The organism is Nocardioides sp. CER19 (assembly GCF_029846275.1).
Classification (GTDB): domain Bacteria; phylum Actinomycetota; class Actinomycetes; order Propionibacteriales; family Nocardioidaceae; genus Nocardioides.
In genome coordinates this window covers 265,616-280,862 of sequence record NZ_JARVWS010000002.1, presented here as the reverse complement: position 1 = coordinate 280,862, position 15,247 = coordinate 265,616, and the positions used below count along the sequence as shown (strand labels likewise).

General features: G+C 73.1%; 12 protein-coding genes. 5 read left to right on the top strand and 7 right to left on the bottom strand.

Features of this window, described 5'->3' with window-relative positions; genetic code table 11:
• Positions 1-191 precede the first annotated feature (191 nt).
• Positions 192-1,925 (top strand): FAD-dependent oxidoreductase, encoded by a 1,734-nt coding sequence (locus QDS12_RS09745; RefSeq protein ID WP_279878794.1) that lies wholly within the window; start codon positions 192-194, stop codon positions 1,923-1,925.
• A 25-nt stretch (positions 1,926-1,950) separates the two neighbouring features.
• Here the strand turns inward: QDS12_RS09745 and QDS12_RS09740 are convergent, their stop codons facing one another.
• Positions 1,951-2,631, bottom strand: coding sequence for a sigma-70 family RNA polymerase sigma factor (locus tag QDS12_RS09740; protein WP_279878793.1), 681 nt, complete (start codon positions 2,629-2,631; stop codon positions 1,951-1,953).
• Between the two features lie 96 nt (positions 2,632-2,727).
• Here QDS12_RS09740 and QDS12_RS09735 point away from each other — a divergent pair, with 96 nt between their 5' ends.
• On the top strand, positions 2,728-3,792 hold the full coding sequence (locus QDS12_RS09735) for a ferritin-like protein (protein WP_279878792.1): 1,065 nt from the start codon (positions 2,728-2,730) through the stop codon (positions 3,790-3,792).
• Positions 3,793-3,806: 14 nt separating this feature from the next.
• On the opposite strand, the gene QDS12_RS09730 is transcribed toward QDS12_RS09735, so the two are convergent.
• The 5 genes from QDS12_RS09730 to QDS12_RS09710 form a co-directional block, all read right to left on the bottom strand.
• Positions 3,807-3,983 (bottom strand): hypothetical protein, encoded by a 177-nt coding sequence (locus QDS12_RS09730; RefSeq protein WP_279878791.1) that lies wholly within the window; start codon positions 3,981-3,983, stop codon positions 3,807-3,809.
• A gap of 80 nt (positions 3,984-4,063) precedes the next feature.
• Positions 4,064-6,814, bottom strand: coding sequence for a LuxR family transcriptional regulator (locus QDS12_RS09725; RefSeq protein ID WP_279878790.1), 2,751 nt, complete (start codon positions 6,812-6,814; stop codon positions 4,064-4,066).
• A gap of 99 nt (positions 6,815-6,913) precedes the next feature.
• Positions 6,914-7,654 carry a sigma factor gene (locus QDS12_RS09720; RefSeq protein ID WP_279878789.1) on the bottom strand — a complete coding sequence of 247 codons (741 nt, stop codon included), beginning with the start codon at positions 7,652-7,654 and terminating at the stop codon, positions 6,914-6,916.
• A 269-nt stretch (positions 7,655-7,923) separates the two neighbouring features.
• Positions 7,924-10,803: a LuxR family transcriptional regulator gene (locus QDS12_RS09715; RefSeq protein WP_279878788.1), complete on the bottom strand. Its 2,880-nt coding sequence runs from the start codon at positions 10,801-10,803 to the stop codon at positions 7,924-7,926.
• Positions 10,804-10,828: 25 nt separating this feature from the next.
• The gene (locus QDS12_RS09710; protein ID WP_279880408.1) at positions 10,829-11,296 is read right to left on the bottom strand and encodes an Rrf2 family transcriptional regulator; all 468 of its coding nucleotides are present in this window, start codon (positions 11,294-11,296) and stop codon (positions 10,829-10,831) included.
• An 88-nt stretch (positions 11,297-11,384) separates the two neighbouring features.
• Here QDS12_RS09710 and QDS12_RS09705 point away from each other — a divergent pair, with 88 nt between their 5' ends.
• The 3 genes from QDS12_RS09705 (at position 11,385) to QDS12_RS09695 (ending at position 13,753) form a co-directional block, all read left to right on the top strand.
• On the top strand, positions 11,385-12,119 hold the full coding sequence (locus QDS12_RS09705; protein WP_279878787.1) for an NAD-dependent epimerase/dehydratase family protein: 735 nt from the start codon (positions 11,385-11,387) through the stop codon (positions 12,117-12,119).
• A 117-nt stretch (positions 12,120-12,236) separates the two neighbouring features.
• On the top strand, positions 12,237-13,160 hold the full coding sequence (locus QDS12_RS09700) for an alpha/beta hydrolase (RefSeq protein ID WP_279878786.1): 924 nt from the start codon (positions 12,237-12,239) through the stop codon (positions 13,158-13,160).
• Positions 13,161-13,171: 11 nt separating this feature from the next.
• A complete protein-coding gene (locus QDS12_RS09695; protein ID WP_279878785.1) occupies positions 13,172-13,753 on the top strand; it encodes a redoxin domain-containing protein in 582 nt (193 codons plus the stop codon).
• 50 nt (positions 13,754-13,803) lie between these two features.
• Here the strand turns inward: QDS12_RS09695 and QDS12_RS09690 are convergent, their stop codons facing one another.
• A complete protein-coding gene (locus QDS12_RS09690; protein WP_279878784.1) occupies positions 13,804-15,234 on the bottom strand; it encodes an aldehyde dehydrogenase family protein in 1,431 nt (476 codons plus the stop codon).
• Positions 15,235-15,247 lie beyond the last annotated feature (13 nt).

The window sequence follows — 15,247 nt, the reverse complement described above, 5'->3', positions numbered from 1 at the left end:
CATGGCGGCGTGGGCCGCCCCGGTGAAACCCGGTCTGTCCCGCCCTTCTCCGCGACTCGACCCCGACCGGTGCGCCGGACCGACCGGGAGGAGGCGCGCCCTGTGACGGCCCGCTACGCGTTGTCACAGCGCGGCGCGCTGTCCGGTCGTGCAGGTAGGCGCCACACCGGGTGGCCCGGAGAGGTTGATGCATGCGCGCGAACGAGCGGCGGATCACGACGAGCGTGCTCGTCATCGGCACGGGCGGGGCCGGCCTGCGGGCGGCCATCGAGCTCGCGGAGGTCGGTACCGACGTCCTCGTGATCGGGAAACGGCCCCGGCTGGACGCCCACACCTCCCTGGCGGCAGGCGGCATCAACGCCGCACTGGGCACGATGGACCCCGCCGACAGCTGGCAGCAGCACGCGGCCGACACCATCAAGGAGAGCTACTTCCTGGCCGACCCCCGCACCGTCGAGGTCGTGGCGAAGGGCGCCGAGCGCGGGATCGCCGACCTGGTCCGGTTCGGGATGGACTTCGCGCGCGAGGACGACGGCCGGATCTCGCAGCGCTTCTTCGGTGCGCACACCTACCGCCGCACCGCCTTCGCCGGCGACTACACCGGCCTCGCGATCCAGCGGGCGCTCGTCGACCGCGCCGAGCAGCTGCGCGTGCCGATCCTCGACAGCCTCTACGTGACGCGGATCCTGACGGCGGACGGTGTCGTGTTCGGCGCCTACGCCTTCGACCTGACCGAGGGCACCCGATATGTGCTGCACGCGGACGCGGTGATCCTGGCCGCCGGCGGCCACACGCGCATCTGGCGGCGTACGTCGTCCCGGCGCGACGAGAACAACGGCGACTCCTTCCGCCTCGCGGTCGATGCCGGCGCCCGGCTGCGGGACGCCGAACTCGTGCAGTTCCACCCCTCGGGCCTGCTGGCGCCGGAGAACGCGGCCGGCACCCTCGTGTCGGAGGCCGCCCGCGGCGAGGGCGGGGTGCTGCGCAACGCGCTCGGCGAGCGCTTCATGGAGCGCTACGACCCGGCGCGGATGGAGCTCTCGACGCGTGACCGGGTCGCCCTCGCGTCCTACTCCGAGATCAAGGCGGGCCGGGGAACCCCGCACGGCGGGGTCTGGCTCGACGTCTCGCACCTACCCCGCGAGACGATCGTGACCAGGTTGCCCCGCGTCTACCAGACGCTGATGGACCTGCAGATGCTCGACATCACGACCGACCCGATCGAGGTCGCCCCGACGGCGCACTACTCGATGGGCGGCGTGTGGGTGCGACCGGACGACCACGGCACCGACGTCGAGGGCCTGTATGCGATCGGCGAGGCCGCCAGTGGGCTGCACGGCGCGAACCGCCTGGGCGGCAACTCCCTGATCGAGCTGCTCGTCTACGGCCGGATCACCGGCCGCGCCGCCGCGGAGCACTCGGCGGGGCTGGAGGTCCATCGCAGGTCGCGGGAGGCCGAGGAGGAGGCGCGCGAGGAGGTGCGGGCGCTCCTCGCGGCCGACGGTCGGGAGAACGTCCGCGCGCTGCAGCGCGCGGTCCGCGACACGATGACCGAGCATGCGGGCGTCCTCCGTGACGGGGAGGGGCTGCGGGCTGGCCTGCTCGACCTCGAGGAGATCGAGGGCCGCGCTGAGTCCGTCGGCATCCACCCCGACATCGCCGGCTTCCAGGACCTGGCCCACGCCTTCGACCTCAAGGCCTCGCTGCTCGCGGCGCGAGCGACGCTGGAGAGCGCCCTCGAGCGGCGCGAGACCCGCGGGTGCCACAACCGGAGCGACCACCCCGAGCTCGACCCCGCGCTCCAGGTGAACCTCGTCTGGTCGCCGACGACCGGGGTGGTGCGGGAGGGGGTCCCGCCGGTCCCGGCCGAGCTGACTCGGCTCGTGCGCGAGGACGTCCCGATCGACGGCAAGCTGGTCGAGTGAGCGCGCGGGCGGTGGCCGGGCCGGCTCAGGCGGGCTCGGTCATCCGCTCACGCAGCTGGCGCAGGTAGCGGTCGAGCAGTCGGGAGACGTGATATTGCGACACGCCGAGCTCGTCCGCGATCTGCTGCTGCGTGCGGTCCTCGACGAACCGCCGGTGCAGCACCCGCCGCGCTTGGACGGGGAGAGCTTTCAGGTGCGGCGCGAGCATGAGTCGTGCCTCGGTCTGCTCCCAGGTCCGGTCGTCGAGGTCGACCAGCGTCTCTCTCAGCGGTGCGGCGGTGTCATCGGGAGCGTCCAGGCTGTAGGGCCTCAGGCAGGACCGGAGGGGGACGCCGTCCACCACGTCGTCGCCGTGGTCGGACCGCAGGTACTGCGCCTGTGCGGTCCGCGGCGGTCGCACGAGCCAGGCCGAGTCGCGGAAGTAGCGCTTGACCGCGCCCCTGATGCACGGGACGGCGTACGAGAGAAAGTCGTGCCCGAGCGTCGGGTCGAAGTCCCGCGCGGCCCGCACCAGGGCGAGATAGGCCACCTGCTCCAGATCCAGAACGTGCTGGGAGTGGCGTCCGAGGCGGTGCGCGATGCGCCGGGCCAGCACCATGTTGGTCACAGCGAGGTCGTCGACCAGCTCCGCGCGTTCTTCGTCGGTGGCCGTCCTGAGCCGGTCCACCAGCTCGTCGGTGCGCATGCGTCGTTGGACGTCGTTCATGGTTCCTCCTGCGTCGTGCTTCGTCGGCAGGAATGACCGGGGGTGGGGACGGCTTGTGACTCGTCACGTCGGCGGCTTCCGTCCGGTCGGAGGGGCATGAACCAGATGACATCCCCCGTCCCCCTGTCGCCCGCCCGGATCGACAGCATGGAGAGCCTGCGTGAGCACCTGCAGTGGGCCATCGAGCTCGAGCACGCGACGCTGCCGCCGTACCTGTGCGCCCTCTACTCGCTGGATCCGCAGCGGAACCGGGCGGCCGCCGAGGTCGTCGAGAGCATCTTCATCGAGGAGATGCTGCACCTGACGCTCGCGGCCAACCTGCTCAACGCGGTCGGTGGCAGCCCGATCCTCGACTCGCCCCGGCTCCTGCCCGCCTACCCGACGACGCTGCCGCACGCCGACCGGTCCTTCGACGTCGAGCTCCTCCCGTTCGGCCCGCAGGCGATCGAGCTGCTGCTCCGGATCGAGCGGCCCTCGGTCCGCGAGGCGGCGCCCGAGAGCGAGGGCTACGAGACGATCGGCCAGTTCTACGCCGCGATCCGGGCAGGCCTGGTCGACCTGTGCGCGGAGCTCGGCGAGGACGCCGTGTTCAGCGGCGACCGTGCGCGGCAGGCCACCCCGACGGTGCCCTACGGCGGCTCGGGCCGCATCATCGCGGTCGACGGGCTGGACTCGGCACTGCAGGCGCTCGACGAGATCGTGGAGCAGGGCGAGGGCGCCGCCCACCGCGACGTCTGGGACGGCGACCACGACATGTTCCACCCCGACCGGGACGAGGTCGGGCACTACTTCCGGGTCCTCGAGCTGAAGCTGGGCCGGCGCTTCCAGCGCGGTGACACCCCGGTCTCGGGTCCGAGCGGTGAGCCGGTGACCGTGGACTGGGACGGCGTGTGGCCGATGCGGCCGAACCCGCGGATCGCCGACCACGAGCCGGGCAGCGAGATCCGGGTCGCGCAGGAGCGCTTCAACGTCTCGTACTGCACGCTGCTGAACCACCTCGAGCAGGCCTTCAACGGCAACCCGGGACTGCTGGGCGCGGCGGTCGGGGAGATGTACGGGCTGAAGGCGCAGGCCCAGGCGCTCATGCAGCTGCCCAACGAGGACGAGGAGTCCACCGCCGGACCGACCTTCGAGTACGTCGCGCCGGCGGACCGCGGCTGACGGTCTCCCCGTTCTCAGCCCTCCTCCGTGTCCCCGGCCGCGACGGCATCCCGGAGGCTGAGCAGCCTGGTCAGGTAAGGCTCGGCCTCCGGTTCGTCGTCGCCGGCGGGGTCCGCGCCGGCCCGGGCGAGAGCGATCTCGAGGTCGATGTCGTCGCGGAGGCGATCGGTGCGGTGAGGCTGCTCGGGCATGGGTGGCTCCTGGAGGTCTCGTGCCGGACCGGTGCCCGGTCACTGGGACGACCGGACTCCTCACGTGTTCGTGACAGGCCTCACCGAGCGAGTCGCGAGGCGATCTCCCGCCGCGACCGGATGCCGAGCTTGGCGAAGACCTTGCGCAGGTGCCACTCGACAGTGTGGGCGCTGAGGAAGAGCTCCGCCCCGATCTCCGGATTGGTCATGCCGGTGGCAGCGAGCGCCGCGATCTGCGCTTCCTGCGGGGTGAGCGGTGATGGCGCCGTCCGTGCCTGGCTGTTGACCGCGGAGCGGCTGGTGCCGAGCGCGGCGAGGGCACGTCGGGCGAAGGCGGCCGCGCCCATCCGTTCGAACAGGTCGTGGGCGTGCGCGAGCCGGTCGCGCCCCTCGTCGATGCGTCCCTGTCCGAGCAGCCACTCGCCGTAGACCAGGTGGGCCCGTGCCGCGAGGGCGTGGACGTCGGCGCGCTCGAGGCGGTCGACCGCCTCCTGGTAGAGCTCTTCAGCGTCCTCGTCGCGCGCGACCAGGGCGGAGACGTAGGCCGCCGTGCCCAGGGCCCAGTCGCTGCCGCTGGCCAGCGCACTCGCGCGCAGCCGGCGTACGGCGTCCTCCGCCTCCTGCGGACGGCCGACCCGGGAGGCCGCCTCGACGACCTCCACCATCGACCAGGTGGAGAGGCCCATCTCCGCGGGGTGCGCCGCGCCACCCCGCCCCGCGACAAGCGCCTCCTCGTGGTGTCCGGTGGCGTTGGCGAGCACGGCAGCCGCCCATCGGGTCGCCGTGATCACCTTGCCCTCGCCCTGGATCGAGCTGTCCGCGTTGATGCGCCCGATGAGGTCCGCCGTCCACTCCTCCTCCCCTTGCCACGGCGCGAGCACCAGAGCGCCGTAGTTGGCTGCGAATCCGCTGCCGGCGACCTCGGCCAGGGAAGTGGCCTGTGCCAGGAGCGCCTCCCCGGCGGCGAGCTCACCGGCGAAGACCCGGTTGGAGAGCCGCAGCAGGAACGCCGAGGGCAGCACGGCGAGGGCGCCCGCGGCCCGGGCGAGGTCGACGAGGCGGCCGGAGAGGAACGACCAGGTGCCGAACTCCCACGCGTCGTGCGCCATCCGGCAGGCGAGGGGGAGCCACCCGAGTGCCTCCTCCGGCTCGAGGTCAGCGGACTCGTACGCCGTGAGCGCCTCCTGTAACTGGGGTAGTCCGGCGGGGTCGCCGGTCACCAGGCGTGCTGCGCCTTCGAGGAGGAGGTCGGCGCGGGACCGATCGACGGCCTGTCGCCTCATCAGGATGGCCGCAGCGACGTGCTCGGCCGCGCCTGGCTCCCGGGGGACGCTGCCGGCGGTCAGGGCCGCGTAGAGCGCGTCGCGGTAGGTGAGTGTCGCCAGCGCCGGGTCGAGCGTCTCCAGCCGCCATGCCGCGGAGAGCAGCAGCGGCAGCCCGGCGCTCGCGCTGCGCGATGCGGCCAGTACCTGTCCCCGGACGAGTTCGGCTCGAGCTTCGTCGCGCTCACCGAGAGGATGCAGCCGCGCGGCGTCGAGGAGCTCGAGGGCGGGGCCGAACTCCCCCGCCTGGGACATCAGGGTCGCCGCCTCGAGCGTTCGCCGGCCACGGCGCTCGGGATCGGCCGTGAGCTCGGCGGCCCGGCCGAGGAACGCGGCAGCGGCGGCGACACCGCCGCGCGCGCGGGCGCGCCCGGAGGCCGCCTCGAGCCCGGCGGCGACCCGCTCGTCCGCGGCCGCGGTGGCGTTGGCCAGGTGCCACGCCCTGCGATCGGGGTCGGTCAGGGGATCGGTGGCCGCGGCGAGAGCGGCGTGCACCTGGCGGCGCTCCGCTGCGGAGGCCGAGTGGTAGGCCGCCGAACGGACCAGCGGGTGTCGGAATCGCACCATGCTCCGCACCGTGAGCAGGTCCGCCGCTTCCGCCTCGGCGGCCGCGACCTCGACGTGGAGGTGCAGCGCCTCGGCGGCCAGACGCAGCTGTGAGACGTCCCCGGCCGGGTCCGCGGCGGCGAGGAGCAGGAACCGCTGGGCGTCGGGCGACAGCGCCTGGAGTCGTCGACGGAATGCCCTCTCGACGTGGTTGCCGGTGACCGATCGATCGCCGTCGCCGGCCCCTACCGTGAAGGTCGTTGCAGTCCGGGGCAGCTCGAGGAGGGCCAGCGGGTTGCCGCGCGCCTCGGCGAGCACCCGCTCCCGGACCCGTTCGTCGACGCGGCCCGGAGCGCTCCTGGCCAGCAGCGTTCGAGCGTCGTGGTCGTCGAGGCCGGTCAGCTGCTCTTGCGGAAGGACCTGGAACGGGTGTCCGGCAACCGGGTCGCGCATGGCGGCGAGGAGGAGCACGCGCTCTGCGGAGAGGCGGCGACCGACGAAGGCGAGGGTCTGGGCCGAGACCTGGTCCAGCCACTGTGCGTCGTCGACCTGGCAGAGCAGCGGCCGCTCGGCGGCGACATCGGCGAGGAGGCCGAGGGTGGCCAAGCCGACCAGGAAGCGGTCGGGAGGGGTTCCGGTCCGCAGGCCGAAGGCCGTCTCGAGTGCCTCGCGCTGAGGCGGGGGCAGTCCAGGCAGGTGCGCGAGGAACGGTCGGCAGAGCTGGTGCAGGCCCCCGAAGGCGAGCTCCGCCTCGGCCTCGATCCCCGCCAGGCGCGCGACGCGGAAGGTCTCGGCCTTCTGACGGACGTAATGGAGCAGGGCGGTCTTGCCGATGCCGGCCTCACCGTGGATGAGGAGCGACGCGCTGAGGCCGCCTTCGACGGACGTGATCAGCTCGTCGAGTGCTGCACACTCACGCCGTCGTCCGAGCAGGGCCGCCGACGGTCTCGGACTTCGTTCCATGGCTCGGCGCGAGCATAGTGAGTGACTCTCGATCGAGTCATCACGGTGTCCGCGGTGCGACCATGCTGAGGGGACGGGCAGGCCCAGGCGAGAGCGAGATCAGGCGATCCGGGGCGTCGGCCGGTGCCCGTATCGGACCCTCGGCCGGCGCACTCCGCCGCATCCGGGGGCCGACGCGTCGGCGGCCAGGAGCCGCTCGAGCGCCTCCACGTGGCCCGTGCGGGCGGCATGCAGGAAGACGGCGGTCAAGAGTCGCAGCTCGGCCTGCTCGACCGGGCGGTCGGGTCCGCCGTCCAGACGCAGCTGAGCGCGCCGGACGAGCTGGCGGGTGTTCGGGACGGTGGTCCGCAGCAGGCGCGCCAGGTCGGCGTACGCGTAGTCGAAGCCCTTGCGCAGCAGGTAGGCGGTCAGCTCGGGGCGGGTCAGCCGGGCGAGCATCAACCGCATGCTCTCCTCCACCGCCGCGGCCTCCTCCGCCCGGGCCGCCGGGTCCTGCGCGGTGTCCACGAGGTCGATCAGGGGCGGCTCGGCGGGAGTCTCGTGGCGGTGCCGGGCGGTCTGGATCAGGTTGATCGCCAGGTGCGTGGTCGCGGTGGTCAGGAACGCGGCGGGGTTCTTGATGACGGCACGGTCGACGCGCTGCCAGCGCACCCACGCCTCCTGCACGACGTCCTCGGCGCTGGCGACGTCGCCGGTGACCCGGTGGGCGATGCGGAACAGCCGGGTGCGGTGGGCGAGGAAGACGTGCAGCGCACGATCCACGTCGTCCACGCCCTCGACTGCACCGCCTGCAGCCGGTGGCGTCTCGACGGGGACGGTGTCCAGGGCGAGCGGTGACATGGCGGTTCCTCCTCGTGGCGACGTGCCGGGAATGGCACTGCCTCTACGCTCGCCGCCGAGGCGGGTACGCCGCGCCACGGACCTGCGTGGTGGGCCGCGTGGCGGCGGGCCACGGGCCACGACCACGCAGCGCGTGGTGGTCCGCTGACCGCGTGGCGACGTGTCGCGATCACGTGGGAGACGCGTGGTCGACGCATGGTCGACGCATGGTCGACGCGTGGTCGCCGCATGGTCGACGCGTCGCGGCCCGAGGGGCGGTGGCCTCCGCTTCAGCCCTCACCGGCGAGCGCTCGGAGGGCGGTGGGCAGCTGACGCCGCGAGCTGATCCCGAGCTTGCCGTAGACCTTCCTCAGGTGCCACTCGACGGTGTGCGGACTGAGGAACAGCTCGGCGCCGATCTTCGGGTTCGTCATGCCGTCCGCGGCCAGGGCGGCGATCTGCGCCTCCTGGGAGGTCAGCTCGGTGACCACCTCGACGGTGCGCGCCCGGACGTGCTCACCGGTCGCGTTCAGCTCACGCCGGGCGCGCTCGGCGAAGCCGCGGGCGCCCATGGCCTCGAACATGTCATGTCCGGTGCGGAGCTGGTCGCGAGCGTCGGCGCGACGTCGCGACCGGCGCAGCCACTCGCCGTAGAGGAGATGGGTGCGGGCGACCTCGACGACGACCCGGTCGCGGTCGAACTCAGCCAAGGCGGTGCGATACAGAGCCTCGGCGTCCTCGTCCGCAGCGAGCAGTGCACGGCTGCGGGCACTCGCGCCACCGGCCCAGCCGCTGCTGACGGCGCTCGTGAGGTCGAGGAGCCGCTCCAGCGACTCCTGAGCCTGCTCGCGCTGGCCGCACCGTACGGCGGCCTCGACGTGCTCCACGAGGGGCAGGCCGGTGAAGTTGTAGCCGTCGTGCTCGATGCCGGCGCGGGCCGCCTCCAGGGCGCGGTCGTACTGCGCCAGCCCGTTGTAGAGGACCGCGCGGATGTAGCCGGTGACGCCGAGGAGCGAGACCTCGCCGCGCTCGGTGGCGTTGGCCAGCGCCGGCCGGATGAGGTCCATCGCGGCCTGCTCGTCGCCACGCCAGCCGGCCAGCACGAGCGCGGCGTAGGCGTGCGGCGCGTTGCCGGTCGCCGCGGCGATGGCGTCGGCCTCGCCGATCATCCGGGCCGCGGCCGCGAAGTCGCCGTGGTGGATCTGGACGCCGCCGGCGTAGATGAGCGCGGGAGGCAGGACGCTGAGCGCGCCGATGTCGCGGGCGAGCCGGACGGCGCGGGCCGACAGGGCGTCCCAGGCGGGCAGGTCCCACGCATGGTGGATGAACGACTCGATCGCCACCGGCACGTGCAGCAGCCACCGCATCGTCTCCTCCCGGCTGGCGAGCTGTTCGGTGAGGAACGGGTCGAGGGCGCGGCGCAGCGCCGGCGCTCCCGCCTGGTGGCCGTCGGCGAGGAGCGTCGCCACCCCGTCGAGCAGCTGGTCGGAGGCCGGCGAGCTCGATGGCTTGGCGCCCGCCCGTCGAGAGGCGACGGCGGCGGCCCGGGCCCCGGCCGGGCCGTGAACGCGTCCGGCGAAGACCGTGGCGCTGATGGCCTCGAGGTAGGTCTCCCGGGCCAGCGGCGACCCCTCGGCGGCGAACGCGCCGGCCGCGTCGAGGAGGAGCGGAGCCGCCTCGTCGCTCCTGCTACGGGCGAAGAGGATGCGGGCGCGCAGGCGCGAGAGTCGAGCCCGGTCGAGCGCGGTGAGGGGGCACAGCTCGGCGAGCGAGGCCAGCTCGGTGGCCCGGTCAGGGGAGGCAGCGGAGAAGTACGCGCCGGCGGCGGCGAGGGCTCGCCGACCGCGCGTCCACGGGTCGGGGGTGAGCTCGGCGGCCCGCTCGAGGAGCACCGCCTCCGCGGACATCCCACCGCGTTGCCGAGCGCGGTCGGCGGCTCGCTCGAGGCCGGCGGCGACCTCTTCGTCGGGTCCGTCGGACGCCTGGGCGGCGTGCCAGGCACGTCGGTCAGGGTCCGTGACCGGGTCGGTGGCGGTCGCGAGGCTGCGGTGCACCGCGCGGCGGTCCTCGGGTGCGGCCTGCCGGTAGACGGCAGAGCGCGCCAGCGGGTGCCGGAAGCGAAGGCTCTCGCCGAGCTCGATGAGACCGGCTGCCTTCGCCGGAGTCGCGTCCGGAGTGATCCTGAGCAGGTCGGCGGCCTGCAGCAGCAGTCGTGGGTCACCCACGGGCTCGGCGGCGGCGATGAGGAGCAGCGTGCGGGTGTCCTCGGGCAGCGAGGTGAGCCGGCGCGCGAAGTCTTGCTCGATGCGACTCGACAGCGTGGCGGTCTCGGCTGCGTCCAGTCCGTAGGCGAGCTCTGCGGCGCTCCGGCCACGAGAGAGCTCGAGGAGGGCGAGCGGGTTGCCCTGGGTCTCGGCGACCAGCCGGTCACGGACCCGGTCCTCCAGCGCCCCCTCCACGGACGACTCGAGCAGCTCACCGGCGGCGGCCGGGTCGAGGCCTGCCACGCGGAGCTCAGGGAGGCCGACGAGGACGGCGCTGCCCTCCGGCTCCCGCACCGCGAACACCATCGCCACCGCCTCGGCCAGCAGCCGGCGGGCGACGAACTCCAAGGTCAGCAGGGAGATCCGGTCGAGCCACTGGGCGTCGTCGACGACCAGCAGCACAGGCCGGTTCTCGGAGGCCCGGGTCAGCAGCGTGAGGACCGCCAAGCCGACCAGGAAGCGGTCGGGCGGGTCCCCTGCCGCCATCCCGAAGGCGACCTGCAGGGCGTCCCGCTGCGGGTCCGGAAGGTCGTAGATGCCCGACATGAAGGGAGCGCAGATCTGATGCAGGCTCGCGTAGGCCAGCTCCATGTCGGCCTCGATGCCCTGGGCCCGGCTGAGGGTGAGCTTCCCGCCGCGCGAGACGACGTACTCCAACAGGACCGACTTGCCGATACCCGCCTCGCCCCGCACCACGCAGGTCGCAGAGCGGCCGGCATGCAGGTCGACGAGCAGGTCGTCGAGCGTCCCGCGCTCGTCGCGGCGACCGACCAGGCGGGGCGAGGTGGCGCTCATCGGACTCCTCGAACGACTCCGGCCGATCTCGACGGTGCGGGGGTGCGAGGACGACGCCAGCGGCTCGGCCGCGGTGCCCGGTTCCCGAACCACGTCGTCCCAGACGGTCATGACTCGCCCCTCTCCGCTGCCTGCGTCACGGCCGCAGCCACTTCCCGACGGCGACCTGGGTGGGCTCGTCCATGAGGTCCGCGAGCTGGCCGCCCAGGTCGGCGATGGTGACCTCCCTCAGCGAGGCGCGCCACGCACGCTCGGCGTTCGCCATCACCTTGGCCACGCCGCACGGTCGCAGGCACTCCTCCGGCGGCATCCCGAACGGACCGTTCTGCCGGATCTCGGTGCACCTGAACGCCCGCTCGCGCCCCTCGATCGCCTCGACCACTGACAGCACCGTCACGTCCGTGGCCGGCCGTGCGAGCACGTAGCCGCCGACCCGCCCCTCGGTCGTCTCGACGATCCCGGCCCGCGAGAGCGACTGCAGGCTCTTGGCCAGGTAGGTGCGGGACACGCCGTGGAACTCAGCGAGCCGCTGGGCAGAGACCGGCCCGTCGGCCTGGCTCAGGACGACGCAGCAGTGGATCGCCCACTCGACCCCAGCGCTCATCTTCACGACCTCAGCATAACCCGGATAGGGGGAATCCGTGTTTCGTGATTCAATCACGGATGTCAACTATCCGTGTTAGGAGCACATCATGAAGATCGCCGTCGCCGGATCGACCGGACTCATCGGCAGCCAGGTCACCGCCCTCGCCCGCGAGGCCGGGCACGAGGTCGTCGGGATCGCCCGGCAGACCGGCTTCGACCTGCTCGCGCCCGTCGGCCTCACCGACGCCCTCGTCGGTGTCGAGGCCCTCATCGACGTCACCCAGAGCCCCTCCCTCGACGAGGCCGAGGCGACCGAGTTCTTCGAGACCGTCGCCGCCAACCTGGGCACGGCCGCCACCAAGGCCGGCGTACGCCGGACCGTCGTGCTGTCGATCGTGGGAGCCGACAAGAGCCCCGACTACGGTTACTACGTCGCGAAGGTCGCCCAGGAGGAAGCCGTCCGCCGGTCCGCGCCCGGCCCGGTGGTGCTGCGCGCCACCCAGTTCCACGAGTTCGCCGGCCAGATGCTCGAGTGGAACCGGGACGGCGCGGTGACCCGGATCATCGACGTTCCCACCCAGCCGGTGGCCAGCGCAGAGATCGCCCGGCTCCTGGTCGACCTGGCCACCGCGGAGACCGCCGTCGACACGGACCTGGCCGGCCCGCAGCAGGAGGGGCTGGTCGACCAGGTCCGCCGGCTCGTGGAGCTCCGCGGAGACGACCTGCGGGTCGAGGCGGTCGCGGCGCCGGCCAGCATGGCCGGCGGCTCGATGCTGCCGGGGCCGGATGCGGTGATCCGTGGGCCGCGCTGGGACGAGTGGGTCGCCGCCCAGCAGTCCTGACGCCCCGCCGCGCGGACGCGTCTCGCGTCCGCGCGGCCCGGCACCTGGCTGTCACCGAATCCTCCTCCGCGTGGTCGTAGTGGTGAGCCGGACCGTCCGGCGCGAGAGGGCGAGACCATGGGACAGCTCAAGGGGGTCACCACCCGCACCCTGGAGGTCGGCTACCTCGAGCAGGGACCGTCCGACGGCCCCGCCGTGCTGCTGCTGCACGGCTTTCCCTACGACGTGCACAGCTACGAGGCGGTCACGCCCCTGCTGGCGGCACGCGGTCACCGGGTGGTGGTCCCCTACCTGCGCGGCCACGGCCCGACCCGGTTCCTCAGCGATGCGACGGTCCGCTCGGGACAGCAGGCGGCGCTCGGCGCCGACGTGCTCGAGCTCCTCGACGCCCTCGACCTGCCGGAGGCCGTCCTCGCCGGCTACGACTGGGGCGGCCGGGCCGCCTGCGTGGCCGCCGCCCTCCACCCCGACCGGGTCTCCGGGCTGGTCACCGTCAACGGCTACCTGATCCAGGACGTCGCCGCCGCGGCACGGCCGCTCCCACCCCAGCTCGAGGCCGGGTTCTGGTACTTCTTCTACTTCCTCACCGAGCGCGGACGCGCCGGCCTGGCCGCCGACCCGCGCGGGGTCGCCGAGGTGATCTGGCGGCGCAACTCCCCCGCCTGGCACTTCGACGCCGCGACGCTCGACCGGACCGCGGCCGCGTTCGCCAACCCCGACTACGTCGACGTGGTGCTGCACTCCTACCGGCACCGGCTCGGCCAGGCACCGGGCGACCCGGCGTACGACGACCTCGAGCGCGCCCTGGCAGAGCGTCCGGTGATCAGCGTCCCGACCGTCACCCTCGAGGGCGAGGCCGACGGCAACTTCCCCGTCACCGAGGGACTGCCCGACGCGGACCGGTTCACCGGTCCGCGGCTGCACCGCCGCGTGCCGCGAGCCGGGCACAACCTGCCGCAGGAGGCCCCCGAGGCGTTCGTCCGGGCGGTCACCGACGTCATCGAGCTGAACCCGCAGACCGACCCGACCAACGCCCGCTGAGGAGTCGCACCATGCACCCTGCCCTGACCTCCGGGGGCACCTTCCCCGACTACGAGCTGCTCGACCACACCCGCACGAGGCGCCGGCTCTCCGACATCCAGGGCAACGATCCGATGGTGCTCACCCTGGCCCGCGGGGCGTACTGCCCCAAGGAGCACCAGCAGCACCTCGAGCTCGCCGCGTTCTACCCCAAGATCGCGGTGGCCTACACCAAGGTCGCCACGATCACGCCCGACCGCCCGCGCGGTGCCCAGGAGTTCCACGACGCGGTGGGCGCGCAGTGGCCGTTCTTGTCCGACCCGGAGCGGACGGTCCAGCGCGACCTGGGCATCCAGGAGTACACCGACCCCGGCGACGACCCGATGATCCCGCACACGCTGGTGCTCGAGCCGGGACTGGTCGTCCACTCCGTCTACAACGGCTACTGGTTCTGGGGCCGGCCCACGACGACCGAGCTGTGGCAGGACCTGCGGGCCGTGACCCGCAAGATCCGGCCCGACTGGGACCTGACCGCACCGGGCCTGCGCGAGCGTTGGGATGGCGGCGACCGCGCGCTCTTCTACGGTCAGACGCCGCCGCCCCACGCGGGCTGAACGGCCGAGCGACCCGGCGACCACCTCGGGGCGGTCGCCGGGTCGCTCGATCAACGCTGAACGGCCTTCAGCTCGGTGAACTCCTCCACGCCGGCGCGGCCCATCTCCCGGCCGCCGCCGGACTGCTTGCGGCCGCCGAACGGCGCCAGCGGGTTGAACGTGGCGCCGTTGACGTAGACCTGCCCGACCTCCAGCCGGCCGGCCACGGCGAGTGCGTGCTCGGGCTCGCCGAACACCGCGGCGGTCAGCCCGTAGACGGTGCCGTTGGCGATCTCGACCGCCTCGTCCTCGGTGCCGTAGGGGATCACGACGAGGACGGGCCCGAAGATCTCCTCCTGAGCGAGCCGGGACGCGGGGTCGACCCCGGCGAAGATGGTCGGTCGGATGAACGCACCGGCTTCGAGCCCGGGAACCCGGCCCGGGCCGCCGTACACGAGGTCGAGCCCGTCGTCGACGCCCTGCTCGAGGTAGCGGTTGACCCGCTCCCAGTGCGCCTCGGACGCGAGCGGCCCGATCCGGGTCGTCTCGTCCCAGGGGTCGCCCACCGTGTAGTCCGCCGCCAGCTCGACCAGTCTCGTCACGGCCTCGTCGTGGCGATCGGCCGGCACCAGCAGCCTGGTCCACGCTCCGCAGGCCTGTCCGCTGTTCGTCCAGCCGTAGGCGAGGGTCTCGCTCAGCGCGTGGTCGAGGTCGGCGTCGGGGAGGACGATGTTGGCCGCCTTGCCGCCGAGCTCGAGGGCGACGCGCTTGAGGGAGTCGGACGCCGCGATCATCACCTGGCGGCCGACCGCCGTCGAGCCGGTGAAGGACACCATGTCGATGTCGGGGTGCCGGGAGATCGCCTCGCCGACCACCCCTCCGAGGCCGTAGACGATGTTGAGGACGCCGTCGGGCAGCCCGGCGGCCTGGGCCGCCTCGGCGAGGATGGGAGCGGTCAGCGGCGCTGACTCGGCGGGCTTGAGCACGACGGTGTTGCCCGCGAGGATCGCCGGCACCACCTTGGTGACGACCTGCTGCAGCGGGAAGTTCCACGGCGTGAGGGCGCCGACGACGCCGACCGGCTCACGGACGATCACCGAGTTGCCGACCTCCTCGCGCCAACCGACCTCGTCAGCGAGGCTCGCGATGGCGCGGGTGACCAGGACGGGGAACCCGGCGTGTGCAGCTCGCGCGAGACTGATCGGCGCTCCGATCTCGGAGGTCACGGCCTGCGCGATGTCCTCCTGCCGCGCCTGGAGCTCGTCGGCGAGGCGCTCGAGGATGCGGGCGCGCTCGGCCGGGGCGGTCGCCGACCACCCGGGCAGGGCGGCGCGGGCCGCCCGGACGGCGCGGTCGACGTCAGCGGCGGTGCCCAGGGGCGCGGTGGCGACGACAGCGCCGTCCAGCGGGCTGACGATGTCCAGGCGTGGGGCGGTCTCGGTGCTCGTGGTTCCCCCGATCCAGTGGCCGGGGATGTCGCGGACGTGTTGTTCGAGTGTCATGCCTCCACCGTGC